General features: G+C 59.0%; 25 protein-coding genes and 6 tRNA genes. 22 read left to right on the top strand and 9 right to left on the bottom strand.

Features of this window, described 5'->3' with window-relative positions; translation table 11 throughout:
- From DW796_RS10630 to folB, 15 genes are all read left to right on the top strand, one after another.
- Positions 1-185: hypothetical protein (locus DW796_RS10630; RefSeq protein ID WP_222847473.1), on the top strand; the 185-nt coding region annotated here is incomplete at its 5' end.
- Positions 186-250: 65 nt separating this feature from the next.
- Positions 251-340, top strand: a tRNA-Leu gene (locus tag DW796_RS05360).
- A gap of 59 nt (positions 341-399) precedes the next feature.
- Positions 400-2745 (top strand): SpoIIE family protein phosphatase, encoded by a 2346-nt coding sequence (locus DW796_RS05365; protein WP_118094500.1) that lies wholly within the window; start codon positions 400-402, stop codon positions 2743-2745.
- 78 nt (positions 2746-2823) lie between these two features.
- Positions 2824-3570, top strand: coding sequence for an anti-sigma factor antagonist (locus DW796_RS05370; RefSeq protein ID WP_118094501.1), 747 nt, complete (start codon positions 2824-2826; stop codon positions 3568-3570).
- 105 nt (positions 3571-3675) lie between these two features.
- Positions 3676-3751: transfer RNA gene (locus tag DW796_RS05375), tRNA-Gly, on the top strand.
- Positions 3752-3786: 35 nt separating this feature from the next.
- Positions 3787-3860, top strand: a tRNA-Cys gene (locus tag DW796_RS05380).
- A 42-nt stretch (positions 3861-3902) separates the two neighbouring features.
- A tRNA-Gly gene (locus DW796_RS05385) sits at positions 3903-3978 on the top strand.
- 522 nt (positions 3979-4500) lie between these two features.
- Positions 4501-6234 carry a glycoside hydrolase family 13 protein gene (locus tag DW796_RS05390; protein WP_233539675.1) on the top strand — a complete coding sequence of 578 codons (1734 nt, stop codon included), beginning with the start codon at positions 4501-4503 and terminating at the stop codon, positions 6232-6234.
- A 141-nt stretch (positions 6235-6375) separates the two neighbouring features.
- A tRNA-Gly gene (locus DW796_RS05395) sits at positions 6376-6451 on the top strand.
- 3 nt (positions 6452-6454) lie between these two features.
- Positions 6455-6529 (top strand) — tRNA-Val (locus DW796_RS05400).
- A 680-nt stretch (positions 6530-7209) separates the two neighbouring features.
- Entirely contained in the window at positions 7210-9432 is a 2223-nt protein-coding gene (gene nrdD / locus DW796_RS05405) for an anaerobic ribonucleoside-triphosphate reductase (RefSeq protein WP_117583876.1), read from the top strand.
- Between the two features lie 426 nt (positions 9433-9858).
- Complete coding sequence (gene nrdG, locus DW796_RS05410) at positions 9859-10440, top strand: anaerobic ribonucleoside-triphosphate reductase activating protein (RefSeq protein ID WP_117564448.1); 582 nt, start codon at positions 9859-9861, stop codon at positions 10438-10440.
- A 66-nt stretch (positions 10441-10506) separates the two neighbouring features.
- The gene (gene folE, locus DW796_RS05415; RefSeq protein WP_117564447.1) at positions 10507-11064 is read left to right on the top strand and encodes a GTP cyclohydrolase I FolE; all 558 of its coding nucleotides are present in this window, start codon (positions 10507-10509) and stop codon (positions 11062-11064) included.
- Between the two features lie 2 nt (positions 11065-11066).
- Positions 11067-11648, top strand: coding sequence for an HD domain-containing protein (locus DW796_RS05420; RefSeq protein WP_187362376.1), 582 nt, complete (start codon positions 11067-11069; stop codon positions 11646-11648).
- A gap of 43 nt (positions 11649-11691) precedes the next feature.
- Positions 11692-12177: a dihydroneopterin aldolase gene (gene folB / locus DW796_RS05425; protein ID WP_055251396.1), complete on the top strand. Its 486-nt coding sequence runs from the start codon at positions 11692-11694 to the stop codon at positions 12175-12177.
- A 6-nt stretch (positions 12178-12183) separates the two neighbouring features.
- On the opposite strand, the gene DW796_RS05430 is transcribed toward folB, so the two are convergent.
- Both DW796_RS05430 and DW796_RS05435 read right to left on the bottom strand, forming a co-directional pair.
- Positions 12184-12960 (bottom strand): M48 family metallopeptidase, encoded by a 777-nt coding sequence (locus DW796_RS05430; RefSeq protein ID WP_158551976.1) that lies wholly within the window; start codon positions 12958-12960, stop codon positions 12184-12186.
- Positions 12961-13046: 86 nt separating this feature from the next.
- On the bottom strand, positions 13047-14060 hold the full coding sequence (locus DW796_RS05435; protein ID WP_117716537.1) for a dipeptidase: 1014 nt from the start codon (positions 14058-14060) through the stop codon (positions 13047-13049).
- Between the two features lie 120 nt (positions 14061-14180).
- Between DW796_RS05435 and DW796_RS05440 the strand changes: the two genes are divergently transcribed.
- From DW796_RS05440 to DW796_RS05450, 3 genes are all read left to right on the top strand, one after another.
- The gene (locus DW796_RS05440; RefSeq protein WP_035138874.1) at positions 14181-14609 is read left to right on the top strand and encodes a peptidylprolyl isomerase; all 429 of its coding nucleotides are present in this window, start codon (positions 14181-14183) and stop codon (positions 14607-14609) included.
- Between the two features lie 3 nt (positions 14610-14612).
- On the top strand, positions 14613-15191 hold the full coding sequence (locus tag DW796_RS05445) for an urease accessory protein UreE (protein WP_118094502.1): 579 nt from the start codon (positions 14613-14615) through the stop codon (positions 15189-15191).
- An 84-nt stretch (positions 15192-15275) separates the two neighbouring features.
- Positions 15276-16073 (top strand): HAD-IIB family hydrolase, encoded by a 798-nt coding sequence (locus tag DW796_RS05450; protein ID WP_118094503.1) that lies wholly within the window; start codon positions 15276-15278, stop codon positions 16071-16073.
- 15 nt (positions 16074-16088) lie between these two features.
- On the opposite strand, the gene DW796_RS05455 is transcribed toward DW796_RS05450, so the two are convergent.
- The 5 genes from DW796_RS05455 to DW796_RS05475 form a co-directional block, all read right to left on the bottom strand.
- The gene (locus DW796_RS05455; RefSeq protein WP_099431458.1) at positions 16089-16469 is read right to left on the bottom strand and encodes a Fur family transcriptional regulator; all 381 of its coding nucleotides are present in this window, start codon (positions 16467-16469) and stop codon (positions 16089-16091) included.
- 61 nt (positions 16470-16530) lie between these two features.
- Positions 16531-16941 carry an acylphosphatase gene (locus tag DW796_RS05460; protein ID WP_117564442.1) on the bottom strand — a complete coding sequence of 137 codons (411 nt, stop codon included), beginning with the start codon at positions 16939-16941 and terminating at the stop codon, positions 16531-16533.
- A gap of 2 nt (positions 16942-16943) precedes the next feature.
- The gene (locus tag DW796_RS05465; protein ID WP_118094504.1) at positions 16944-18050 is read right to left on the bottom strand and encodes a Gfo/Idh/MocA family protein; all 1107 of its coding nucleotides are present in this window, start codon (positions 18048-18050) and stop codon (positions 16944-16946) included.
- Positions 18051-18125: 75 nt separating this feature from the next.
- The gene (gene rnhA / locus DW796_RS05470; protein ID WP_117862295.1) at positions 18126-18662 is read right to left on the bottom strand and encodes a ribonuclease HI; all 537 of its coding nucleotides are present in this window, start codon (positions 18660-18662) and stop codon (positions 18126-18128) included.
- Positions 18663-18710: 48 nt separating this feature from the next.
- Entirely contained in the window at positions 18711-19613 is a 903-nt protein-coding gene (locus tag DW796_RS05475; protein WP_055251412.1) for a LysR family transcriptional regulator, read from the bottom strand.
- A 275-nt stretch (positions 19614-19888) separates the two neighbouring features.
- On the opposite strand from DW796_RS05475, the gene DW796_RS05480 reads away from it, so the two are divergent.
- The 3 genes from DW796_RS05480 (at position 19889) to DW796_RS05490 (ending at position 22685) form a co-directional block, all read left to right on the top strand.
- The gene (locus DW796_RS05480) at positions 19889-21199 is read left to right on the top strand and encodes an O-acetylhomoserine aminocarboxypropyltransferase/cysteine synthase family protein (protein WP_118094505.1); all 1311 of its coding nucleotides are present in this window, start codon (positions 19889-19891) and stop codon (positions 21197-21199) included.
- Between the two features lie 311 nt (positions 21200-21510).
- Entirely contained in the window at positions 21511-22287 is a 777-nt protein-coding gene (locus tag DW796_RS05485) for a hypothetical protein (protein WP_117735792.1), read from the top strand.
- A 191-nt stretch (positions 22288-22478) separates the two neighbouring features.
- Entirely contained in the window at positions 22479-22685 is a 207-nt protein-coding gene (locus DW796_RS05490; protein ID WP_118094506.1) for a hypothetical protein, read from the top strand.
- A 108-nt stretch (positions 22686-22793) separates the two neighbouring features.
- Here the strand turns inward: DW796_RS05490 and DW796_RS05495 are convergent, their stop codons facing one another.
- Positions 22794-23708, bottom strand: a complete 915-nt coding sequence (locus DW796_RS05495) for a ketopantoate reductase family protein (RefSeq protein WP_233539676.1) — start codon at positions 23706-23708, stop codon at positions 22794-22796.
- A 117-nt stretch (positions 23709-23825) separates the two neighbouring features.
- Positions 23826-24596 carry a cyclase family protein gene (locus DW796_RS05500; RefSeq protein WP_117646577.1) on the bottom strand — a complete coding sequence of 257 codons (771 nt, stop codon included), beginning with the start codon at positions 24594-24596 and terminating at the stop codon, positions 23826-23828.
- Between the two features lie 163 nt (positions 24597-24759).
- Here DW796_RS05500 and DW796_RS05505 point away from each other — a divergent pair, with 163 nt between their 5' ends.
- Positions 24760-25950, top strand: a complete 1191-nt coding sequence (locus tag DW796_RS05505; RefSeq protein ID WP_118094508.1) for an aldo/keto reductase — start codon at positions 24760-24762, stop codon at positions 25948-25950.
- Positions 25951-26038: the final 88 nt, after the last annotated feature.

Raw genomic sequence — 26038 nt, forward strand, 5'->3', positions numbered from 1 at the left:
CTCCCGGCGCATTCCGCAGGGGGAGCGATATTTTGCAGCACGAAGTGCGTAGCAAAATATCGCCCATGCCCGAGGACGCGCCGGGAGGCAACACCGATTCGGGGCCGGGCATACGGATCTACCTGCGCATTTACAAATTCGTAAACTTTTTTGAAAAAAGTGCTTGCACAGTTCTCGAATCATAGGTTATTATCTTCCTCGTTGAACGCGCGGGTCCAACAAAACGAACTGCGAATCAACAACATAGCATGTCGGAGTGGCGGAATTGGCAGACGCGCTAGCTTGAGGTGCTAGTGACCGCTTTTTGGTCATGCGGGTTCAAGTCCCGCCTCCGACACCATCGCATTTGAGAAGCCTCTTCGGAGGCTTTTTTGTTACCGATAGACGGTGAGGTCCACGATGGAAACGCTTGAGCGCAACGAGTGGGCAGACGTTGCCCAACTGGTCGAGATCACGAGCGATGCTGTCATCATTTGTGAGCTCGACGGAACCATCCTGCATGTGAATAATCGTTTGCTCGATCTGATGTGCGAGGAGCGCGCTGACGTCATCAACGGTGATGTTAAGGACGTTCTGTACTCGTCTGCCTTTGAGCGCGCGACCGAACATCGTCTGCCGTTTGAGACCGATGGCTGCGAGAGCGAGCTGATGCTCAAGCTGAGCGACGGATCCTTTATTCCCGTCTTGGTTCGCGCAGGTTCCGTTACGCCTCCGCGTATCTTTGGACGCCGCGCGCCGCGCGTCCTGGTGGCGCTTCACAGCATCGAAGAGCAGTATTCCCACGATCGTCAGCTCAAACGTGCACTATCGGAGCTTAGGGTGGCGAATAAACGCCTTTCGGGTACCCTTTCGGTCATTATGAGTACCGTGGGCTCCGATGAGCTCCCCAGCTTGCTCGATACCGTTTTGAATCAGCTCGTCGGAACGCTCGATGCCTCTGGAGCTGCGATTTATTTTTCTGAGAGCGGCGGTTTTAAACTCCGCGGTGTTTCCAAGGAGCTGCATGATAGCTACCTTCCCGAATTTATGCCGTACGGCGCGGGCATTCCGACCTACGTGCTTCGTGAGTCGCGTGCCTGTCGTCTGTCGATCCAGCAGGACCTTGAGGGCGACCGGGTTGCTTCGGGTATGTTCATGGATTTGGACAATCGTTCCAAGCACTTGCTGCGCGTGCAGGATATGCCTCCGTATCGCAGCGAGATCTGTCTTCCCGTGTTTTACGGCACGCAGGTGCTCGGTGTGTTGGAGGTCGGTTGGAAACGTCCACAGGCGCCACTTGCCTATGACCTTAACGTGCTCGAGGTCATCTGCGATTACCTGTCTATTCAGATGGTCGGCATGGCGTCGAGCTTACGTTCGCGCCGCACGGCAGAACTTGGTCGTTCGCTCAACGTGCTGCGCGATGAGCTTTTTACCTATCTTGATGATCCCGTCGTCGCTTCGCGCGCGGTATCGTCGGAAATTTGCGCTGTGCTCAACTGTCATTTTTGCCCCGTGGAGTATGATGCGGGTCTCGAAACCTATGTCATCGATTTTGAGGGCGGCAGTCGCGTAGCGTTGCCGGGCGATCCGGAGTCGCTCTTCTTTTCTGTCACGACGCCGGCAGCGCGCCTGGGATCAGCTTCCGATGGGTTCGAGACGTCGGTGCTGGGCGGGACGAGTGCTGACGATCTCAAGCACGTGCGCCTAACGCGCGTGGATGAATCCACGCCTATGGGTGCATGGCTGAGAGCACACGGCCTGCCGTGTCAGGGACTGTACGTCGACTCCGGTATCGAGGCGGGGCGCTATCGCTCGGAGACGGATGACAAGCGAAACAACGATGCGATCGTTCACGCTGATGTCGCCAAGGGACCGACGACGCGTTTTTTGCTGCTCCGCGATGGCAGCCAGGAGCCAATCGATGACCTTGAGTACGACTACATGGTGCATTTGGCCCACGATTTTGAGCTCATCTATGAGGGTGAGTCTCAAAAGCGCGAGGAGCGTCATATCGCTCAGACGCTTCAGATCGGCATGAGAAATTCGCTTGGTGACGTTCCGGGAATCGCCGCCGATTCGGTGTACCTATCGGCAACGAATTCGGCGCTGGTCGGCGGTGACTTCTATACGCTCATCCGTCTTCCCGACGATTGCGCCGTCATGATCCTGGGCGATGTGTCCGGCAAGGGCATCGAGGCGGCATCCATGTCTGCACTCGTCAAGACGGCGCTGACGGCCTATGCCTGGGAGGGTGCGGGGCCTGCCCGCATGGCCCGCTCGCTCAATAGCATGCTCATGGGCTTTTCGAGGGTCGAGACGTTCGTGACGGCCTTTATCGCTAAGATTGACCTTAAAGCCGGGCGCGCTACCTATTGCTCTGCGGGACATCCTCCCACTATGGTCATCAGACCGTCGTCGAAGCCGCTTGGCGGCGGAGAAACCCGAGGGGGAGAAGTGGAGCTCCTTGGGTGCCAATCGGGCGTGATCGGTGCCTTTGAGAGCATGGTGTACGAGACGGGCGTCTTTACGTTCGCTCCTGGTGACATGCTCTTTATGTATACCGACGGAACGATCGAAGCGCGCGATCGCTCTGGTGCTTTCTTTGGCGAACAGCGCCTTCGCGACCTTCTGCTCTCTGTCTCGGGTGAGGGCGTATCGGGCATTTGCGGCAAGGTCTTGGGCGAGCTTGACCGATTTACCGATTCGGCGCTGGACGATGACATTGCATTGGTGTCCCTTGAGTTTTTACGGGGTCGTTCATAGACGACGCTGGGCGGGTTGAATCCGCACGGTTGGGGAAATGAATGCATCGAGTGGGCTTTTTTGGGGAACCATGGTCGTATGAATGAGTGGAATGACATAGCGGTTTTGACGCCACCGGGTGATGTCGACATCGCCTCGGTGCCCGTGCTGCGCCGACGGTTGGACAATTTGATCGACCGGGGCGTTCGTCGCGTTGTCATCAATTGCCAGGCCGTGGGCTTTATCGACTCGACGGGTTTGGCGTTTTTGCTTACACGTGCCAGAGAACTCATGAGGCGAGAGGGCCTGCTTTCGCTCGTTAACGCCTCCGATGAGGTCATCCGCTTTTTGGAGATTGCCCGACTTGTCGACATCCTCCATGTTGCGGGCTTCGCTCGGGAGTCGATTCCTGCCATTCCGGTGGGGGAATTGCCTCGCTGGAGCAAGAGTGTCGAGGTGCGCCAGGGTATCGAGAACCTTCCATACTATCGTCATCGTATTGCCGAGCTACTCGAACCGCTTCCCCTGAGGCGGGATGAGCGCTATGACGTCGCGTTGGCATCGGGCGAGGCGCTGGGCAACGCGTATGACCATGCGGGCGGTATCGGATGCATCCTGACGGTTCAGGCCTATGGCGATCGTGTCGTGATTGAGGTTGTCGACCGTGGGGCGGGCTATTCGATTGACGGGTCGAGTGAACCGGTTACGACTGAGGAGCGCGGGCGTGGGATCAAGCTCATGCGCATGTTAGTCGACAACGTGGAGGTTGCCCGTCGTACTGATGGTGCCGGTACGCGCGTTCGGATGGTAAAGCTGTTTAGCGGAACATTGGAATCGTGCGCCTAGTAAATCGTTTTGGCATGTATATCTGCCAAGAGCATGTGGCGAACAACTTTTTTGAAAAAAGTACTTGCGTCTTTTGGGCAACTCGCGTAAATTAATAACCCGCAAGCGGACATGGCTCAGTTGGTAGAGCACAACCTTGCCAAGGTTGGGGTCGCGGGTTCGAGCCCCGTTGTCCGCTCCATTGCATTTCCGGACCGTCTCAAGCGGTCCTTTTTCGGCGAAGTGGCCAAGTGGTAAGGCAGAGGCCTGCAAAGCCTTTACCCCCGGTTCGAATCCGGGCTTCGCCTCCAGGCAACATCCGGGCGCTCCGGCGCCCGTTTTGTTTTACATATGCGGACATGGCTCAGTTGGTAGAGCACAACCTTGCCAAGGTTGGGGTCGCGGGTTCGAGCCCCGTTGTCCGCTCCAAACGCAACAGCCCGACTACTACGGTAGCCGGGCTTTTTCGTACCCATCGTATGGGCTCGAACCCGAGAGGGAGCGAGCGTTAAGCAAACGCGGAGCGTTTGTAGCGAGCTGGCGAGGACGCCGACAGGCGACCGAAGCCGGTGCGGATCCGCGAAGCGGATACGCGGACGCCCCGTTGTCCGCTCCAACTATCTTACGCGGTTCTAACGAACCGCGTTTTTTGTTGACGCTGCGCGGGCCCCGGGCACCCCATCTTGCCCCTCAATCGTCGGTCGCGTACATAAAGTACGCTTCCCTCCTCTTTCGCGGCAACCTGGGGCACCCGGAGCCCGCTCGCTATCGTGGCCGGGGGAGTAAGTCTTCCGTTCTTTTCACTAATCGATCGATTTGTCCCAGGAGGCTCGAGCCCGAGAGGGGGCGAGCGTTTGGGGCGTGGCTGCGGCGTTGATTGCCGTGAATGTCAGCTTTGGGCGTATCATCGTGGGCATCTCACAAAACCTCGTTGCAAGGGAGACACACCCCATGGCTACAGAAAAGTCCTCCTCGCGCTCATGGATGTCCGATGCCGCGATCTATCAGATTTACCCGCGCTCGTTTAAGGACTCGACTGGTTCGGGTTTGGGCGATATCGCGGGCATTACCCAGCAGATGGACTATCTTGAGCGGCTGGGTATCGAGGCCATCTGGCTGAGCCCGTTTTACCCATCGCCTCTTGTCGATGGCGGCTATGACGTGGCGGACTACTGCGATGTCGACCAACGTCTCGGCTCGCTTGACGACTTCGATGACATGATCGCCGCGGCTCACGCGCGCGGCATCAAGGTCATCGTCGACATCGTGCCCAACCATTCGTCCAATCAGCACCCCTGGTTCAAAGCCGCTCTTGCCGCCGGCCCCGGATCACCCGAGCGCGCCCGTTATATCTTCCGCGATGGTCGCGGCGAGCACGGCGAGCTGCCTCCCACCAATTGGAATGCCAACTTTGGCGGCCCCGCCTGGACGCGCGTCGCGGACGGTCAGTGGTATCTGCACATGTTTACGCCCGAGCAGCCGGACTTTGACTGGTCGTGTCCCGAGGTTCATGCGTTCTTTTGCGACGTCCTGGCGTTTTGGAGCGATCGAGGCGTCGATGGCTTTCGCATTGATGTGGCGCACGGTCTCGCCAAGGATCTCGACCGCGATGACCTCGACCGGTGGCATCTCGCCGAGGGCGATGACATGGTTGAGGACGGCACCCATCCGCTGTGGGACCGCAACGAGGTCCATGAGATCTATCGCGAGTGGCGCCGCGTGTTCGACCGTTATGATCCGCCGCGCAGCGCCGTTGCCGAGGCGTGGGTTCTGCCCGAGCGCCAGTATCTCTACGCACGCCCCAGCGAGCTTGGCCAGACATTCAACTTTGAGTTCGCCAAGGCCACTTGGACCTATGATGACATGCACGCTGCAATCGAGAAGGGCTTGAAGGCGGCTATCGAATCCAATTCTGCCTCGACCTGGGTACTCTCCAACCACGACGTGCCGCGCGTGGCGACACGCTATGCCCTGCCGCAAATCAAGGCGACGCGCTACCATCAGATTGCGCTCGACTGGCTCTTACGCGACGGGTCGTCTTATGACGAGGGCCGTGAACTCGGTGAGCGCCGCGCGCGGGCGGCCCTTTTGCTTGAGCTGGCGCTTCCGGGCTCGGCATACGTGTATCAGGGTGAGGAGCTCGGCCTTTTTGAGGTGGCCGATATCCCGTGGGTCGCACTCGAAGATCCTACTGCGACCAATACGCACGGACCGAAGCGCGAGAAGGGGCGCGACGGCTGCCGTGTGCCCCTGCCGTGGGTGGCAGCGGACGATCCCGTGCAGGGCGGATCGTTTGGGTTTTCACCGGCGGACGCCGATGCGGCGCCCCATCTGCCGCAGCCTGCATGGTTTTCCGATTACGCTGCCGATAGGGAAGAAGCGGACCCGACATCGATGCTTGCGCTCTATCGTGACGCCCTCTGGCTGCGGCGCAAGCTGCGCGGGCGCGCCAACGATCTTAAGTGGCTCGATCTTGACGGGCGCACCGGCCTTGCGGATGGTGCCGAGGGCGCTGAGGGCGGCGTCATCGCCTATCGCCGTGACAACGGCTGGGCGTGTGTGACGAACTTCGGTGCAGCACCCGTGGAGCTGCCGGCGGGCAGGGTCCTGCTCACCTCATCACCGCTTGCAGACGGCAAGCTCGCGCAGGACAGTTCTGCCTGGATCATGCTCGCTGAGTTGTAGGGGCCTCTTGCGGCGAGTTTGCGTTTGCCTGCGCTTTCCGTGGTGGCTGATGTCTTCGCGAGGTTCGCGAGGGTGTCGCAAAACTTTTCAAAAAAAGTTCTTGCATTTGGGTGGATTATCCCGTATATTAAATCCTCGCAGGCGGACATGGCTCAGTTGGTAGAGCACAACCTTGCCAAGGTTGGGGTCGCGGGTTCGAGCCCCGTTGTCCGCTCCATTTGGGCGTTTAGCTCAGGGGGAGAGCGCTTCCCTGACACGGAAGAGGTCAGAAGTTCAAATCTTCTAACGCCCACCAAATGTTCGCAGCTCAGAGGCTTAGCCTCTGAGCTGTTTTGTTTTGCTCGCCAAATGGGTCGCCAAATACGTCACCAAATTTCGAGTTTTTTGATCTTCTGGGATGCTTCTCAGTAGTCATCCGAGAAAACTCTCATCTTCTCTGTTTGCATACACATATCTTTCAAGGATTCGTGCCGCGGTTACATGGGGCTCGGCAAGGCACGACCGCAATATGTTGGTCAAGCATAATCTTTTGGATTCTTTTGGCGTGAGCGGCTTGGTTTTGGTAGGATTTGTCAGCGGCTTGACTAAGGGGGTTTTATAACTGCCATGCAGGTAGCCGTGTTGGTAACGTTTTACCGACTTGCCAAGAACCCCTCATAATTAATGCGTCTGCAAAATGACCAATTGCTTTGACCTGCTGAAACACTATATGTTGTGTTTGAACTAAAAAAAGAATACAGGATATAGATGCCTCTTTGTCGTATGATAGATGGCGGACAGAGAACGAGGACCTTATTTGCCCCATTTGGATAGATCTTTGAGCCGCTTGATCGGCCGCGAGGATTGTCCGCATGAGGACCTATGGTTTATCGAGAACACAGATTGCGCGACGGCGCCGCAAGACAGGGGCAAGCCCTGCCGGGCATCGTTTGGCTCTGAAGCGCAATGAGACTACGACGCGAAAGAGGCAAGAGGATGAAGATCATCAAGCGCAGCGGCACCGAGGTTGTCTTTGACATCGATAAGATCGTCAATGCGATTCGCGCCGCAAACTTGGAGGTCGAGGAGAGCTCTCGTCTAACCGACCGCCAGGTGGTTTATGCGGCGCAAAACGTCGCCGAGGCATGCGAGAACGCGGGCCACACCGTTTCGGTCGAGGAGATCCAGGATTTGGTCGAGGACGAGATCATGCGTCTCGACTGCTACGAGGTCGCCCGCCACTACATCATCTATCGCTATGTTCAGAGCCTGAAGCGCCAGAAGAACACGACCGATGACAAGATCCTGTCGTTGATCGAGTGCAATAACGAAGAGGTCAAGCAGGAGAACTCTAACAAGAACCCGACCGTCAACTCCGTTCAGCGCGACTACATGGCCGGCGAGATTTCCAAGGACCTGACTCAGCGCGTGCTGCTGCCCCAGGAGATCGTGGATGCCCACAACGAGGGCCTGATCCACTTCCACGATTCCGACTACTTTGCCCAGCACATGCATAACTGCGACCTGGTGAACCTGGAGGATATGCTCCAGAACGGCACCGTTATCTCGGGCACGCTGATCGAGAAGCCGCATAGCTTCTCGACTGCCTGCAACATCGCGACGCAGATTATCGCCCAGGTTGCTTCCTCCCAGTACGGCGGCCAGTCTATTTCGCTGACCCATCTCGCCCCCTTTGTTGAGGTGAGCCGTCAAAAGATTCGCGGCGAGGTTGCCCGCGAGCTCGAGGAGCTCGGTGTTTCGGCATCTGCCGAAAAGGTCCGTGAGGTCGTTGAGGACCGTCTGCGTGACGAGATCCGTCGCGGCGTCCAGACGATTCAGTATCAGGTCGTGACCCTTATGACCACCAATGGCCAGGCGCCGTTCGTGACGGTCTTTATGTATCTCAATGAGGCCCGTACGCCCCAGGAGAAGCACGACCTTGCCATGATCGTGGAGGAGACGCTTCGTCAACGCTATGAAGGCGTTAAGAACGAAGCCGGTGTGTGGATTACCCCGGCATTCCCCAAGCTTATCTATGTACTCGAGGACGATAACGTTCACGAGAATTCCCCGTACTTCTACCTGACCCAGCTGGCTGCCAAGTGCACCGCCAAGCGCATGGTGCCCGACTACATCTCCGAGAAGAAGATGCGCGAGCTCAAGCTGTCGAAGGGCGAGACCGCCGGCAACGGCGATTGCTACACCTGCATGGGTTGCCGCAGCTTCTTGACGCCCGACCGCTCGGGCAACGGCTTTAACAATGTCGCCAACGCGCTGAACTATGACCCGACCAAACCCAAGTACTATGGCCGCTTTAACCAGGGTGTTGTGACCATCAACCTGCCCGATGTCGCGCTGAGCTCGCATCAGGACATGGACAAGTTCTGGAAGATCTTCGACGAGCGCCTTGAGCTGTGCCACCGTGCTCTGCTGTGCCGTCATGAGCGCCTGATGGGCACGCTTTCGGATGCCGCGCCGATTCTTTGGCAGTACGGTGCCCTAGCGCGTCTGAAGAAGGGCGAGACGATCGATAAGTTGCTCGTGGGCGGATACTCTACCATCAGCCTTGGCTATGCCGGCCTGTATGAGTGCGTCAAGTACATGACGGGCCACAGCCACACCGAGAAGGAAGGCACGCCGTTTGCCATGGCCGTCATGCAGCGCATGAACGACAAGTGCGCGGAATGGAAGGCCGAAAGCGATATCGATTTCTCGCTGTACGGTACGCCGTTGGAGTCGACGACCTACAAGTTCGCCAAGTGCCTGCAGCGCCGTTTTGGTATTATCCCGGGCGTGACGGACAAGGGCTACATTACCAACAGCTATCACGTCCACGTGTCCGAGGAGATCGATGCCTTCGATAAGCTTAAGTTTGAGGGCATGTTCCAGCAGCTTTCGCCGGGCGGTGCTATCTCTTACGTTGAGGTTCCCAACATGCAGGACAACCTCAAGGCTGTCATTCGCGTGATGCAGTACATCTACGACAACATCATGTACGCCGAGCTCAACACCAAGAGCGACTACTGCCAGGTGTGCGGCTACGATGGCGAGATCAAGATTGTTGAGGACGATGGCAAGCTGGTGTGGGAGTGCCCCAACTGCGGCAACCGCGACCAGGAGAAAATGAACGTCGCTCGTCGTACGTGCGGCTACATCGGTACCCAGTTCTGGAACCAGGGTCGAACCGAGGAGATCCGCGACCGCGTGCTGCATCTCTAATAACCATCCCAGGCTGCCCTGTAGCGAGGCCCCGGACCTTTACTCGCTATTTCGGACAGTCCTGGCTCACGACGGAGGCGCCACTGGCGCCTCCTGTTCGTGCGGAACTCATATCGAGCAAAGGTCCGGGGCCTCGCTACGGGGCAGCCAAGTTGACGTAGCTGAGATGCAGTACGCGGTCTGCTCACTCCTCGAAGTTCTTAGCGGAAATGAGTTGACCTGCGACAACGGTCTGCTTGCGATAACGGTTGAGCTGCAGCATTGTTTTTATTGGACCTCGAACCCTATACTCGATGTTCGCTGAGTTCATTGAGTATCGCTCGCGAGGGGTCTGGAGTATATCGTCCCGCCCGCAGTTTCGCAGGCCGAAGGCCGAGAATGTTTGAGGACGGGATGATATACTCCAGACCCCCAGGAAGGTTACCTATGAACTACGCGAACATTAAGTATTTCGACATTGCTGATGGAGAAGGCGTTCGTACTTCTCTGTTTGTAAGCGGGTGCCGTCGTGGGTGCAAGAATTGCTTTAACTCTGTTGCGTGGGACTTTGCTGCGGGTGAGCCGTTCGATCGTGCCGTCGAGGACAAGATTATCAAGAGTCTCGATCATCCCTTTATCGATGGTCTGACGATTCTGGGCGGCGAGCCCATGGAGCCCGAGAATCAGGCGGGGCTCGTTGAGTTTGTCGAGCGTGTTCGCGCGGCCTATCCAGTGGGGTCGGGGAAGACCATTTGGTGCTTTACCGGTGACGTGCTCGAGGAGCTTATGCCGGGTGGTCGTCATCATACCGAGGTGACGGACCGCATTCTTGCCTGCCTCGACATGTTGGTGGACGGCCCGTTTGTTCAGGACCTGTACGATATCACGCTGCGCTTTAGGGGCTCGAGCAACCAGCGCGTGATCGATATGAACGCTACGCGCGCCCGTGCTGAGCGCGAGGGCGTTGCGCTTTGTGATGCGGTTGAACTTTGGCGCGATGATCCGGTCTATTCGACCCATACTATGTAGCTTGTGGTCGATGCCGGAGGGCGTGGTACCATAGCGCGAACGTGAAATCGGAAAAGTGAGGCCCAGATGGTCGATCAGGAAAAAGTCGAGGCCGCCATTAAGCTGTTGCTTGAGGGCATAGGCGAGGATCCAACTCGTGAGGGCCTGCTGGAGACCCCGGCGCGCGTTGCCCGTATGTATGGCGAGATCGCCGGCGGTGTGGACCAGAGTGCCGAGGAGCACCTGTCCAAAACCTTTGCCGTCGCTTCGAACGATTTGGTTATCGAGCGCGACATCACGTTCTACTCGCTGTGCGAACATCATCTGCTGCCGTTTTATGGCAAGGCCGCCATTGGTTATATCCCTAACGGTCGGGTGGCCGGGCTTTCCAAGCTTGCTCGCACGGTTGAGGTTTATGCCCGCCGTCTGCAGCTGCAGGAGCAGCTGTGTGCGCAGGTTGCCGATGCCCTCATGGAGTATCTCGCTCCCCAGGGAGCGATTGTGTTGATGGAGGCCGAGCATATGTGCATGACGATGCGTGGCGTGCAAAAGCCCGGCACCAAGACCGTGACGCTCGCTCGCCGCGGCGTCTTTGAGACCGATCCCGCGCTCGAGGAGCGTTTCTTTAGGATGCTGGACCGTTAACCATGAGAGTCGTCAACGACTTTACATCGAAGACCGATGAGGGGACGTCGCGTCGCGGCTTTATGGCTTCGGGCCTGGCCCCCTTTGGCGCCATGCCTCGCATTGATTACATTTGTACCAACGGGCTGTTCCGGCGGCACCTGGGCAACATTGCACAGTTGGAATCGGGGCGCATCTTCTGCCGCCACGGTATTGACCATCTGCTCGATGTCGCTCGCATTATGTGGATCAAGAATCTCGAGGAGCAGCTCGAATTTGACCGCGAGGTCATCTACGCCACGGCACTTCTTCACGATATCGGCAAAGATGAACAGTATGAATCGGGTATATCCCATGATGTTGCAAGCGAACGCGTCGCTGATGCGATTCTCGGCGGCATGCCCGATGACGTGGCGTTTGAGCCGGCCGATGCCGCAGCCATTAAGACGGCCATTCTGGGCCATCGAAAGCTGCGCGTGAACAGCCAACCGCTTGAGCGTCTGCTCTATGCAGCCGACAAAGCGTCGCGTGCCTGCTTTGCATGCCCCGCGCGCAACGCTTGCAACTGGAGCGATGATAAAAAGAACCTGTCGATTCGCGTGTAGTTAGTTTGCGCGGTCGGGGTTCTAAACGAAGGAGACGATCGCGTTGAGTAACAAGAAACTGCCCGAGAATGCAACCAAGACCGAAGGCGCCGAGCTCGCCCGCCGTGGAAGGGGCGAAATATCCACCGCAACGGCGGTGCCTCACGTGAGCTATGACGATTTGCGCCATGCCGATCGTATTGTCATTGACGGCCTGGAGGTTTTTGCCAACCATGGCGTGTATCCCGAGGAGAACGCGCTGGGTCAGAAGTTCATCGTTTCTCTGGTGCTCTATGCCGACCTGCGCGCGGCGGGGGAGCACGATAACCTGGACGCCTCGATTGACTACGGCTCGGTGTGCCACGATGTCGATGGCTATCTGCGCGAGCATACGTTTAAGCTCATCGAGGCGGCAGCCGAGGGGACAGCCCAGATGCTGCTGCGCCGTTATCCCTCGCTGCTTGGTGTGCGCATAAAGCTCGATAAGCCGTGGGCTCCTGTTGGCCTGCCCCTGGCAAGCTGCGGCGTCGAGATCGAGCGCGTGCGCTAGTCGACGCTAGAGCTTGTTGAGGGGTGGCTGCTTGAGCCGCTGAGACAGTGCTCTATTGTTGGGACAGTACGTGTCGAGCAGGGCGTGAAAGCGCTGATTGTGGCTCGGCTCGAGCAGATGGACGAGCTCGTGGGCGACAACCATGTCGAGGCATTCGACAGGGTAGGCGGCGAGCTCGCGCGCGATGCGAATGGCGCCGGTTTTGGGTGTGCAGGAGCCCCAACGCGTTTTCATGCTGCGCACGGAGACGCGGGCCACGGTGACGCCCATTGCGATTTCGTACGCGTGCACGATGTCGCGTAGCGCTGCGGTGACCTCGGACGCGTAGAGCTGGTCGATGTGGGCTTGGAGCTCGTCGGACGTTAGGCCGTCGAGGATTGCGCGCCGCTTGGCCTGTGGGCTTTCGTCCGATTCGTCGGTACCCATAAAACTTGCGAAGGTGGCCTGCTTGGGTCGCGGTGCGGGCGATGCAAAGTTGTGATCGAGTGCGTCCTGTACCGTGATGGGCTTGCCCCAAAGTGCAATGATGGACGAGGGGCTGAGCGGCTCTCGCGCTGTCGCCTGACGTTGCTCACGTTGGGCAAGTCGGCTGATAATCCAGGCGCTGTTGCGCTTCACAAACGCTTCGATGCGCTCGTGGCTGGCGCCGAGCGGTGCGCTGGCGTGGACCTCGCCGCTCGATGTGACGCGTAGGTTAAAGTTCTTGACGCGCTTTTTGGTAACGACGACGGGGATGAGCGTTCCATCCGGTCGGGGTACGGAAATCGTAAATTGCTGCGTCAAATGTGATCCTTCAGATTGGGGACGGGCCGGCATGTCGACCGCTCGGCATGCCGGCCCGCTCAAGGGATGCGAAATTAATTGCGCTCTTAATAGCGCTCGAAGAAGGCGAGCGCGTTGTCGCTGCAGAGCTTCTGCATCACGGTCTTGCCAAAGTGCTTGGAGAGCATGTTCTGGAATTCGGGCATCTTGCTGGCATCAGAGAGGAAGTCGGGTACCTTGGCGCCGTCCCAGTCGCCGCCGAGTGCGATGACATCTTCGCCGCCCAGGTCGAGCCAGTGCTCGATATGTGCCGCCAGCTGGTCGAAGGTGACGTCTGCGGCGGTTTCGTCGGTTGCGTCGTTGGAAAGGAACTCGCTGCAGTAGTTGAGGCCGACGATGCCACCCATGTCGCGAATGGTGCGGAACTGGTCGTCGGTAAGGTTGCGTTTGACGCCGCAAACCGCACGGGAGTTGGAGTGGCTGGCGACGAAGGGGCGCGTGGCATGGGCGACAACCTCGTCAAAGCACTCATCGTTGAGGTGGGAGACGTCGAGCACCATGCCGGCGTGCTCCATCTGCGTAAGCGCCTCGATACCGGCGGCGGTGAGACCGGCGTGGGTGTCGTGGCCGCTCGCGAGCGGTCCCTGCGCATTCCAGCTGAGTGACGACATGAGTACGCCCAGGCTCTTGAGCACCTCGATCAGCGCGGGGTCCTCGGCAAAGAACGTGGCGTTTTCGATGGTGTGGATGCAGGCGACCTTGCCGTCTTTGAGCGCGGGGCGAATGTCTGCGGCGTTGCGTACGTTGACCATGCGGTCGTGGTTGAGCATTGCTTGGCCGCTCATGTGTGCCATGATCTGCGCCTGGAAGCGCGCGGCGTGGGCGGTGGGAATCTCGTCGGGGACAAACGTGGCGAAGCACTGTGCCCACGGCGTGTTGCCGATCTTTGCGAGCGAGATGGCGCAGGCGTTGCCCTCGATGAGGTCGAAATCTTGCGGATGCGTTTCGTCGCCGGGGAAATAACCGTCGGTGCCGGCGGTAAAGCGCAGGTCGAGATCGAGCGTGGCCCAGCCGATGCGGTCGGCGGTGTCGCAGTGTAGGTCAAATACGGGATATGCCATGGTTCCTCCGGTTGCAGCGTTTCTTTGCAAACTGTCCTTGAATTGTATGACTAGGGTATAGTTAGCGCCATATGTTCACGGCGGCCCGCGTTGTGCGCCGCCCTTATCACGGAGGTTACCATGTCCAACCAGGGCAAGAAGGTCAAGACTCATTATCGCGGCACGCTCGACGACGGCACGCAGTTCGATAGCTCCTACGATCGCGGCGAGCCGCTGGAGTTCACCTGCGGCGCCGGCCAGATGATCAAGGGCTTCGACGCCGCTGTTGTCGACATGCAGGTGGGCGAGAAGAAGACCGTGCACATTCCTGCTGCCGATGCCTACGGCGAGCACAATCCCGAGATGGTTCTGACCTTCCCGGCCGAGCAGGTTCCCAACATCGAGCAGATCGAGAAGGGCATGAAGCTCTTCCTGTCCACGCCGAGCGGCATGCCCGTTCCCGCCGTCGTCATTGACGTGACGCCCGAGGCTGTGACGCTCGACGCCAACCACGAGTTGGCCGGCAAGGACCTCAACTTTGATATCGAGCTCGTCGAGGTCGAGGGTTAGAGTATGCCTGAACGCCTGGTTTCGACGACATGCTTGGGAAATCTCAACGATCCGTCCTATGAACTCCTGCTTCGCCGGAAGTTGGGCGGCGTCTTTGAAGTTGACGAGCTGCTGCTCGATTGGGACCAGGCCGATGTATGCGCGTTTGTGGGCGTGACGGAGCTGGGGCGCACGATTGATGTTCGGCTGGATGCTACCGACGGCGGTCGTCTTGCCGATGGCGACGTGCTCGCCATTGACCGTTCGGGCATGGTGCCCGTGGCGGTTGTCGTGCGCCTGCGCAGCGCCGAGGTTTATTTGGTCGAAGTCGACCGCATGGATCCGATTGCGCTCGCGCATGCGTGCTGGGAGATCGGCAACATGCATGCGCCGCTCTTCCGGGGCGACTCGGACGAGCATACCGTGCGCATGTATACGCCGGTGCAGCCTGTTTTGGGCCGTAAGCTCCGGGGTGTCGAGAGTGTTCGGCTCTCGGTGGTTACCCGTGAACTCGATGCGGCCCGGCGCTTTGAGTCGAGTGCGGCGGAGGTCGTCGTGAGCATGGCTCCCGACTTTACCATCGTAAAAAAGACGCGCGGCTAAGCGCGCGTATGCGCAAGACGGGCTTTGAGGGGCGACCAATCAAAGTCCGTCTTGCTGTTGATAGGAGGCTTTGGGGGAAAGCATATGGGTCTTGAGGGAATCAAGCTGATTGCATGCGATTTGGACGGCACGTTGCTGCATCCGGGGGAGCGCGAGCCGCGTTCCGAGGCCTTTGAGCTCATTGATGAGCTGCATCGTCGCGGCATTGTGTTTATGCCGGCGAGCGGCCGTCAATATGCGAGCTTGCGCTACCTGTTTGCCCCGGTGGCCGATGAACTCGCCTATGTATGCGAAAACGGAGCCCTGGTGATGAGCGAGGGGCGTGCCGTTGTCAAGCGTTCCATGGAGCGTAGCCTTGCTATGGATATCGCGAATGCCGTGGTTGCGTATCCCCATGCCGACGTGACCCTTTCGTGTGAGGGGCACCTCTACACCATGGGCGGCAACGATGCGTTTGTTGACCACCTGCGTTATGAGGTCCACTGCGATGTGGCGGTAGTCGACCGTCCCGAAGACATCGACGAGGACGTCATTAAGATTGCCTTCCAGACGCCCGAGGCGGAGCAGCAGGCGGCGCTGGAGTATTTCGAGCGCCACTTTAGCGATCGAGTCGATGTCATGACATCGGGAACCGAATGGACGGACTTTATCGGTTTCGATTCGGGCAAGGGCTCCGCGCTTGCCGATTACGGTCACGCCCTGGGGATTTCGCCCGATGAGATGATGGCGTTTGGCGACAATGAGAACGATCGTGACATGCTCAACGTGGTGGGCCATCCCTATCTGATGGAGAGCTGCAACCCCAGCATGCGCGGCATCAACGACCGCGTCCGCTACGCGCGCACGGTCGAAGAAGAACTGCGTCGTCTACTTGCTGTGTAGGCATGTCCCAAACATCTACCGGCAGTCGGGGCAGAGACCCTCGAAGATGGTGTAGTGCGATGTGACGTGCCAGCCGATTTGCTCGGATGCCTTGGCGTCGAGCTGGGCATCGAAGGGGAGCGGTACGTCGATGACGCGGCTGCACGAGGTGCAGATGATATGTGCGTGCGGCTCGATCGTGCGATCGAAGCGGCTGCCGCCCGGCGTCTTGATGGAGAGGATCTCGCCGGCGTCGGCCAAGAGATTGAGATTGCGGTAGACCGTACCACGGCTGATTTTGTCATCCTGCGCGCGCACGACGTTGTAAATTTCGTCGGCGGTGGGATGGTTATAGCTTTGGCGCACGGCGTCGAGAACCAGCTTTCGCTGCTTGGTATTCCTTCTTTGCACCGCCATGCGCCTCGCCTCTTTTCTATCAACGGTCGTAGGTAAATGATACCGTATTTAGCACACAATACTAATAACGAGGAATGAAACCGTCTTCATTGGCAAGTGGGGCTCGGGTCTGGGCGTCTACGAGGCGAAAACGCGTTCCCATGCGCTCGTAGGAGGCATGAAGCGCCTCGAGATGAGATAGGATGTTTGCCGGAGCCCCCTGTATCTCCATCTCGACTGAGCCGTCTTCCATGTTGCGCACCCAGCCGGTGAGTGCGCGTGCCTGCGCGAGGTTGGTGTTGGTAAAGCGAAAACCGACGCCCTGGACTTGCCCCTCCCAGCGCAGGAAATAGCGCAGGGGAGCGTCTTGAGTGGCCTCGTCGCTTGCGAGCACAGTAAGCCTGCGGCGCAGCTCGAGCTCGACGTTTGATGGTTTTTGAGGCTCTCGACTGCCACCGGTGACGCTGGAGAAGAACGTATCGAAGAGACCCATCGCTATGCCTGCTTGCCTGCATCGGCCGGGAAGGTTATGCCGGCCTGCTGGCGCACGGCATCCATGATGCGCAGTGAGACGAGCGTGACATCGCGGTAGTGGCCAAGCTCGTGGCGTCCCGCCGGGGTCTCCCAAATCTCTTCCTTAACGTTATCGATGCCGCCGATGGCGCTGATAAAGTCTGTGAGTTCGTATTCCATAGTGTTGCTCGATTCGGGCAGGTCGAGCACGCGGCCGTTGTCGCCCTGTTCGCGCGGTGCCTCGGTCGCCGAGCCACGTACGACGTCGCCGCGGTAGTCGATGCGGACGTTGCGGGGCGTGGACAGATGATCGATCTGGATAGTGCCACGCTCGCCTTCGATCTGCGAGGGCAGCAGGTCATTCGTAATTTTGGAGTGCGCGAGCTCGACGGAGATACGGCCACCGCCGTAGCTGGCGAGGATGGATCCGCAGCCGTCGATGGGGCCGTGCGTGAGCTGTCGCGTGGTGGGGTCGAGCAGAGTAATCATGCTCGTAAGGCCGGAGGGCATGCCGAAAATCTCGACCATGGGCTCGACGGTGTAGACGCCAATGTCCATGAGGGAACCCGATGCCATATTGCAGTCGAAGATATTGGTGGCGCGTCCCGCGAGAATCTCGTTGTAGCGCGAGGAATATTTGCCAAAGCGCAATGAGGCGCGGCGGATGGGGGCGATCTCGCCCAGGGCGTCCTCGATGGCGTGGAAGGCGGGATCGTGGAGGGGACGCATGGCCTCGAGGGCCACGACACCTGCTGCCTCGGCAGCGCGGAAGACTTCCAGCGCCTGCGCTTCGGTGGCGCAGAAGGGCTTCTCGACGATGACGTGCTTGCCACCGGCGATGCAGGCAAGGGCCTGCTCGTAGTGAAGTGCGTTGGGGCTGCCGATATAGACGGCGTCGACGTCGGCGGCTGCCGCAAGCTCATCGAGTGAGGTAAAGTTTCGCTCGCCATCGCGCTCGGCGGTAAAGGCAGCACCGCGATTGGCATCGCGTGAAAGCGTGCCCACAAACACGGCTTGGTCGTTGGCGTTGACGACTTGGATAAAGTCGTCGGTGATCATGGATGTGCCGATGGTCGCTATACGCAGCATGTATCCCCCTCGTGCCGTTCGGTTTACAGGATGAGTGTAGCGCGAGGAGGCAGGAAATAGCGTGCGAAAACGCCGTTACAGATCGCTCTCGTTAAAGCCGGCGTCGATATCGAGGTTACTACCGTCGGCCGCCGTGGTGGCGAGCTCATCGCAGCGCTCGTTGAGCTCGTGACCGGCGTGACCCTTAACCCAGATGAACTCAACCTTGTGCTTGCTTTTGGCGGTGAGTAGGCGCTCCCACAGGTCGCGGTTCTTGACGGGTTGCTTGTTGGCGGTTTTCCATCCGCGCTTTTTCCAGCCGTCGATCCAATGCTTGTTAAAGGCGTTGACGACGTACTGCGAATCAGAATGGACTTCGACCTCGCAGGGGCGGTTGAGCGCCTCGAGCGCCACGATAACGGCCATGAGTTCCATGCGGTTGTTGGTGGTCTTGGCGTAGCCGCGCGAAAGCTCGGAGGTAAAGGTCTTGCCGGCGGGGTTGGTGTATTTGAGCACGGCGCCGTAGCCGCCGCGTCCCGGATTTGATCGGGCCGAGCCGTCGGTATAGATGATGACCTTCACGGGCTTCCTTTCGTTGGGTACGTTTCGTGTGAGTGACCATTGTAGCGCCATGCCCGCCGGGGGCCAGCAATCTACGATTTCTACCCCGTCTTCCGACTGTTAGTTGGCATGGATGATGCGGTTGAGCTCGTCGAGGTATTGCTGCAAGAGGAGAGAGGGCTTGCGCTCGTCGTGCATGATGTAGCCAACGTGCATCGTTGGGGCGTCTGCTAGCGGGATCGATGCCATGCCCCATTGCATTTCATTGGAGAGGACACCGGTCGACAGGGTGTAACCGTTCGACGTGATAAGTAAGTTGGTAAGTGTTCCGCGGTCCGAGATTCGTATGTTGCGGTCGCAAGGGATATAGCTAAAAGGTTCCTCGGCGTAATAGAAGGAGTTTGAGGTTCCCTGCTCAAAGCTGTAGCGCGTATAGGGCGTGAGGTCGGCAAGGGACAGCTGCGGGCGGCGTGCGAGCGGGTGGCGCTCGCTAACGAAGACGTGGACCGTCGCGTCGAAGAGGGGATGGAAGCTTGCGCGGGCATCGGCGAAGGCCTTCTGCAGAACGCGGGCGTTAAAGTCATCCAGATACAGAATGCCGATATCGCTGCGAAACGCACGGACGTCATCGATGATCTGCGATGTGGTGGTCTCGCGCATGATGAACTCGAACTTGCTGTCGCGGCAGCGCTCGACTACGTTGACAAAGGCCTCGACCGAAAAGGCGTAGTGCTGGGCGGAAATGGCGAGGCGGGCTTGCGGGGTGCCACCGTCCTCGTAGCGTGCCTCGAGCATGTCGGCCTGCTCTACGACCTGGCGCGCATAGCCCAAAAGCTCGGTGCCGTCGTTGGTGAGCGTGACGCCGCGGCTGGAGCGCGTAAAGATCTCCAGATGGAGCTCTTGTTCTAGGCTTTTGACGGCGTTTGAGATGTTGGACTGAGCGGTATAGAGGCGCTGAGCTGCGGCGTTGATTGAGCCGGACTCTGCCACGGCGATAAGAAAACGAAGCTGCTGGAGTGTCATCGGTGCCCGTCCTTTCGATAGCTATCTAAAAAAACGATAACAGGTTAGCGCTTTTAAGTGATTGACCGAGCGAAACAATGCTCGTACTATTCAAAACACACAAAGGCGGTAGGTAATTAAGCCGACCACGGAACCGGGATGTCAAAAGGAGGACCGCATATGAACTGCTTACCAAGACGAATGCCGGGCTCCTGTTTGCGCCCGTCGGCGTGATCAGGAGACAGCGACTTACTTCTCTCTTTTTTATTTACTTTCGTTCGATCAAGGAGATCATCATGAGCCAGTTCATCAACAACCCCGAGCACACCTTTGGTTTCGATACCCTGCAGCTTCATGTTGGCCAGGAGAGCGCCGACCCCGCATCCGACTCCCGCGCCGTGCCTATCTACCAGACCACGAGCTATGTGTTCCGCAACTCCCAGCACGCCGCCGATCGCTTTGGTCTTGCCGACGCCGGTAACATCTACGGCCGTCTGACCAACTCCACCCAGGGCGTCTTTGAGGACCGTATCGCCGCGCTCGAGGGTGGCGTGGCCGGTCTTGCCGTCGCCTCCGGTGCCGCTGCCATCACCTATACCCTGCAGGCTCTTGCCCAGGCTGGTGACCACGTGGTGGCTCAGAAGACCATCTACGGCGGTTCCTACAACCTGCTCGAGCATACGCTCTCCCAGTTTGGCGTCGAGACCACGTTTGTCGATGCCCACAACCTGGAAGAGGTTGAGGGTGCCATCAAGGACAATACCACGGTCATCTATCTCGAGACGCTCGGCAACCCCAACTCTGACATCCCCAACATCGACGCCATCTCCGAGATCGCCAAGAAGCACGGTCTGCCGGTTGTCGTCGACAACACTTTCGGCACCCCGTATCTGTTCCGTCCGCTGGAGCATGGCGCCAACATCGTTGTCCACTCCGCAACCAAGTTCATCGGCGGCCACGGCACCTCGCTGGGCGGTGTGATCGTCGACGGCGGTAACTTCGATTGGAAGGCGAGCGGAAAGTACGCCCAGATCGCTGAGCCCAACCCCTCCTACCATGGCGTCTCGTTTGCCGAGGCTGCCGGTCCCGCCGCCTTCGCAACCTATGTCCGCGCCATCCTGCTGCGTGACGAGGGTGCCTGCATCAGCCCGTTCAACGCCTGGGTCCTGCTCCAGGGCACCGAGACCCTGTCGCTGCGCGTTGACCGTCATGTCGAGAACACCAAGAAGGTCGTTGAGTTCCTTGCCGGCGACAGCCACGTTGCCAAGGTGAACCACCCGAGCCTGCCTGAGCACCCCGATCACGAGCTCTATCAGAAGTACTTCCCCAACGGCGGCGCTTCGATCTTCACCTTTGAGATTAAGGGTGGCCAGGAGGCTGCCTGGAAGTTCATCGATCATCTGCAGGTGTTCTCGCTGCTCGCCAACGTGGCCGACGTCAAGTCGCTCGTCGTGCACCCGGCTACCACCACGCACTCCCAGCTCTCTGCCGAGGAGCTCGCCGAGCAGAACATCACGCCCTCCACGATCCGTCTTTCCATCGGTACCGAGAACGCCGAGGACATCATTTGGGATCTGAAGCAGGCCTTCGCCGTGCTGGACGAGTAAGGCGACTTGTGCAAGGACCCCTTGCGACTCGATAGGTATAACTGCATAAATGCCTGCTCAAGGCGCCTGCGCAAGCAATGGTTGCGCAGGCGCCTTTTTTGCATAGGAAGGGCGCTATTACAGGGTTTTTGGCATGCTTTATGCATTTGAGTTGTGGAAAACTCCTGTTGAGAGGATGTGAGTTTTACGCAATTGACGTGCGCCTTTTGAGTAAAACCGCAGGTCGCGATTTGCTCGAGGTACTATGCAGCGCGATCGAATCACACGCAGCTCAAACGCAGCAAAAACGCACTACGGAGGTTTCCAGCTACATGAGGATCGATTCACGAAAACCGAAAGCCGCTGCCCTTTCCGCCGCTCTGACCGTGGCACTTTTGGCAGGCGCCGGCGCAACTGATGCCCACGCGGCAACACTGTCCGATACGGTTGGATCTACGCCGTCCGAGGCGACGCTGGTACAGCCCGTTGATTATCGCGGCGATGGTTATGGTTCCATGCAGGAGTGGAACGCCTCGATGGAGGCCAAGCGCGATTCCCTTGAGATGCGCGCTCAGATCATTATGAATATGTATGGCGACTATGCTACCGATGACGAGCGCGCTGTGCTGCAGGGTTGTATCGACGGTGCGGGTAGTCTGTTGACGATGGGGGAGGTCGACGCGAAGTCGACCGAGCTCGATGAGCTGCGCACTGCGCTTGAGAATGCCAAGCGCGAAGCGCTCGAGGCCGCCGCAGCCGAGGCGGAGGCTGCCGAGGCCGCCCAGGCTTCGTACTACAACGCCGGTTACACTCCGTCCTACGCGTCTGCCGCGTCCTACGCGAACGGATCGGGCCTGACGCGCTCTGCGGGTGTCAATAACTACAACGGGCGCCGTGAGACCTATTACAGCAGCAACGTGTTGTATCACCACCGCACGGGCGAATGGACGCAGGATTCTGAGGGCTTCTGGCGCGATTCCGACGGCTATTACGTTGTTGCCGCGGGCGATATGGCCCAGGGCTCGACCTTTACGGGCTCCAAGGGTGATTGCAAGGTCTATGACTCCGGCTGCGCCGCCGGAACCACCGACTACTACACCGGTTGGTAATCTGCCATCAGAGCAAAATAGGCACATGATGGGCGGGCGTCTTTATCGAGCTTTCGGGCAACGTAAAGGCGCTCGTTTTATATTTGTATTTGGGTTAACAGAGCCCTTACCGTGGCACTACGTTGGGCATATGGGCGCGGGGCACACTAAGTCATGAGAAACAAAGTCTTTCCCGTGGAGGAAGTGGTCTCATGAACGCTCGAGATATCGCTATCGCCGCCGTCGCATTGGTACTTGGCTGTCTTGGCCCTACAGCTGCGCTTGTCGTAGGCATGCAGGGCTCGTGCGGGGCTGCTCCTATTGTGGTCGGCGCGCTCATCGCAGCAGCGCTGCTGGGAAGTGCGGGCGTGACCCTTTGCCGCGATGACGAGGACGAGACGCCGCAGGTGCGGCGCTAGCCGTTGTGAAGCTGGTTTTGCCCATAGATGAAGAAGGAAGCCGCCGCAAGGGGAGTGCCCTTTGCGGCGGTTTTTGCTATTGAGACTGTTGGATGCGGTGCGGCGGCGTTACCAGCTGGCCTCGATTTCGCGGATGCGCGAATAGAGCCATTCGTTTTGCGGCACCTGGATACCGTGCTTGGCCGCGAGGCGGCAGATGGTACCCGCAAATTCCTCGACCTCGGTTCTGCGTTGAGCGATGCGGTCTTGCGCCATCGAGGGCATGCCGGCGGGATCGAGCCCTTTTATGAGACGCACCATCTGCGTTAGGTCTGCCTCGGTGAGCTCGATGCCCTCGGCATTGGCGACTGCAAGCGTCTCGCGCATGGCGGAGACAAAACTGCGGAGCTGCTCGGAGCCCTGCTCCGTAGCGCTTCCGTAGGTGCCGCCGTAGGCCATACAGGTCTGGTTGATGCCGTCGTTGAGCATGAGTTTGGCCCACATGCGATGTGCGATGTCGTGCTCGACGGTATGGGCGATGCCGCAACGCGTGTAGAGCTCGTCGATGGCGATAACGGTTGCGGGGTCGGTGCCCGCTGCCGCACCAAAGCGGATCTCGCCGGCATTGGTATAGGTGAGCTCCCCGTTGAGGAATACGGCGTCCATGCCCTGGCAGATACCAAGGACGGTGTGCTCCCAGCCAAAGCGCTCGGCAATCTTCTGCTCGCTCGTGATGCCGTTGCACAGCGACGCGATCAGCGTGTCGGGTCCCACGACGCTTTCCAGGGTTTTGAGCACCACATCGAGCCCGGTTGTCTTGACCGTGAGGATGACCAGGTCGACGGGCGTCGCCTCGCTCGCGCGGACGGACTTGAGCGCGCAGGGCTTGCCGTTGACGGTGAGCGCATCACCTGCGTGGCGCTCAAAGCGCGCGTCGTCCATAACGTATTCGACGGCGTCGTTGCCGAGCGCTTGGGCGATCATGCTGCCGTAGAGCAGGCCCACGCCGCCCTTGCCGATGAAGGCGACCTTGTTGATCTGCATGTGAATCATCTCCCCATAAAAAGGCGCCCGCGTATGGGGCGCCTGATGGATTGTATGCCGCCGGGCCATGTCGCGTGCACCGGATGGCCGTATTTAGAAGAACAAACGCATGGGAACTTATGACGCGGGGCAGACCGCAAAGACACGTGCGGGATATCCGACGCCATCACGCACCTTGGGGAAGGTGCAGAAGATGACGGCGCCCGTGGCGGGAAGCTCGTCTAGATGGTCCATGACCTCGATCTGATAGCGGTCGACCGAGAGGATGTACTGTTCGCCGGGGTAGGGGTAGGCGTCCTCACGCGTGGTCACGCTCGCCGGGTCGGTGTCAGCCGGCTCGTGGCCGATGGCGCCGATGTCGCGCTCTTCAACGAGCCACTTGATGGCGCCGAGGTCCCAGCCGGGGTAGTGGGGCTGGCCGTCCTCGTCCTTGTTCTCGAGGTCGGCGAGCTTGGACCAGTCGGAGCGGAAGGCGACGAAAGCGTCCTCGGGAATGCGACCGTGCTCATCCTCCCAGGCTTTGAGGTCCTCGATGGTCAGGATAAAGTCGGGATTCGCGGCGCACTCCTCATGCTTGTCGATCACGCAGAGCGGATGCATAAACTCGATGGGTTCAATCTCGCCAAGGGAACGACCCTCGACATGGAAGTGGCGCGGCGCGTCGACGTGGGTGCCGTACTGCGAGGCGACCGAATACTGGAAGCAACGCATGGGCGCGAGCATGTCCTCGGGCGTGCCGGGCAGGTAGTCGAAGAGCTTGGTGGACTCAAATGGCTTAAAGCCAAACCAGTGCGGGGTGTCGCATGAGAGCGTGTGGGTGAGGTCGACCCAGCGATAATCGTTGCTTTTGAGCTGGGAGGCGAGGTTCCAAAGGTCGAGCGCGGGCATGGGCGGCTCCTTTCATCGGGCTTTTTGCTGATGTTAAAGCGGTGCCGTGACAGCTCGATTTCTGCTGCGTTACGATACGTTCTCGATTGCGATTCCACGATGTTTCGGCCGCGTGACCATTGTGTTTCGTCTTGCCGGGGTGCTGATGGCGAAAGGAGGGGCCGTGCAATACCGCGTTGACCCCAAAAGTGGTAACCGAATATCCGCTCTGGGTCTGGGCTGCATGAGATTTCCCGGTGCGCCGGGACACCCCGATGCGAAGACATCCGATGCCATCATTTCCCGTGCGGTGGAGCAGGGGATTAATTATCTGGATACCGCGTATCTCTATCCCGGTAACGAGGTGTGCGTGGGCGCCTCACTTGAGCGCTTGGGGCTGCGCGACCGGGTGTTGCTGGCGACTAAGTTGCCGCACGCTTCGTGCAAATGTGCGGAGGATTTCGACCGCTTTTTTGACGAGCAGCGGCACCGTTTGCGGACCGACCATATTGACTACTACCTTATGCACAACATCACCTCGCCCGCCCAGTGGGAGCGCGTGGTGGCGTTGGGCATCGAGGACTGGATTGCGCACCAAAAGGCTGCGGGGCGTATTCGCCAGATAGGTTTTTCGTACCACGGCAGCGCCGCGGACTTCCTCACGATGCTTGACGCGTATGACTGGGATTTTTGCCAGATCCAGTACAACTACGCTGGAGAGCGCTACCAAGCGGGAACGGCGGGACTCATGGCGGCTGCGGAGCGCGGGCTCGCGGTGTTTGTGATGGAGCCGCTTTTGGGTGGACGCCTGGCGGGCAAGCTGCCTCCGCGGGCCCGCGCCGCGCTCGATGGCGCCCGTGACCCGCATTTGCGCACTCCTGCCGCCTGGGGACTTTCGTGGGTGTGGAACCATCCTCAGGTCACGATGCTGCTTTCGGGCATGACCGATACCGCACAGGTGGACGAGAACGCGGCATTGGCGGATCGCGCACTGCCGAATTCGATGACGACAGAGCAGCTCGATACCATCGCACGTGTGCTGGCGGAGTTTGAAAAATCGAATCGCGTGCCCTGCACGGGATGCGGCTACTGCATGCCATGTCCCAAGGGTATTAACATTCCCGGCTGCTTTGCCGCTTACAACGCGAGCTATGCGCACAGCTGGTTTACGGGGCTGTCGCAATACTTTACGGCGAGCGCGGTGCGCACGAGCGAGCCCAAGCTCGTGAGCAATTGCGTCAAGTGCGGCAAATGCGCACGTCACTGCCCGCAGCACATCGATATTCCCGAGCGTCTCGACGATGTGCGCCGACGTTTCCAGCCTGGCCCCGTAACGGCCGCGCTTAAAGTCTTCAGCAAAACTCGCTCCTCATGACCCTTTTATATCTTGTGATGGAATAGTTCCTGTTTACGGCAGAATAGGGCGATAGCAGGAACTATTTCGTCGCAACTGAAGGGAGCTG

The sequence above is a fragment of the Collinsella sp. AM31-2AC genome, assembly GCF_003469285.1.
In the GTDB taxonomy this organism is placed as follows: domain Bacteria; phylum Actinomycetota; class Coriobacteriia; order Coriobacteriales; family Coriobacteriaceae; genus Collinsella; species Collinsella aerofaciens_AT.